This is a genomic window from Staphylococcus pasteuri (assembly GCF_030547725.1).
GTDB lineage: Bacteria > Bacillota > Bacilli > Staphylococcales > Staphylococcaceae > Staphylococcus > Staphylococcus pasteuri.
This window is the reverse complement of record NZ_JAUOQO010000314.1, coordinates 1-275: the sequence shown is the minus strand read 5'-3', so window position 1 is coordinate 275 and position 275 is coordinate 1. Positions and strand designations below refer to the sequence as shown.

1 protein-coding gene is annotated in these 275 nt (G+C 48.4%); it reads left to right on the top strand.

The features are described 5' to 3' along the window. Positions 1-275, top strand: a 275-nt coding sequence (locus tag Q4528_RS13795) for a NifU family protein (RefSeq protein WP_303522136.1), incomplete at both ends; no start/stop codon positions are given.

The following is a 275-nucleotide window of genomic DNA, read 5'->3' as shown; positions in this document are numbered from 1 at the left end:
GTTGAAGATGACGCACCGCTTATCGAACGTGTTGAATACGTTATCGAAAGCCAGGTAAACCCTAACCTTGCCTCTCACGGTGGTAAAGTTAGCGTAATGGAACTTACTGAAGAAGGTGTGGTTGTACTGCAATTTGGCGGCGGCTGTAACGGCTGCAGCATGGTTGACGTAACCCTGAAAGAAGGGATTGAAAAGCAATTGCTTGAAGCCTTCCCAGGTGAGTTAACCGGCGTAAGAGACGTAACAGAGCACCAAGCAGGTGAGCACTCTTACTA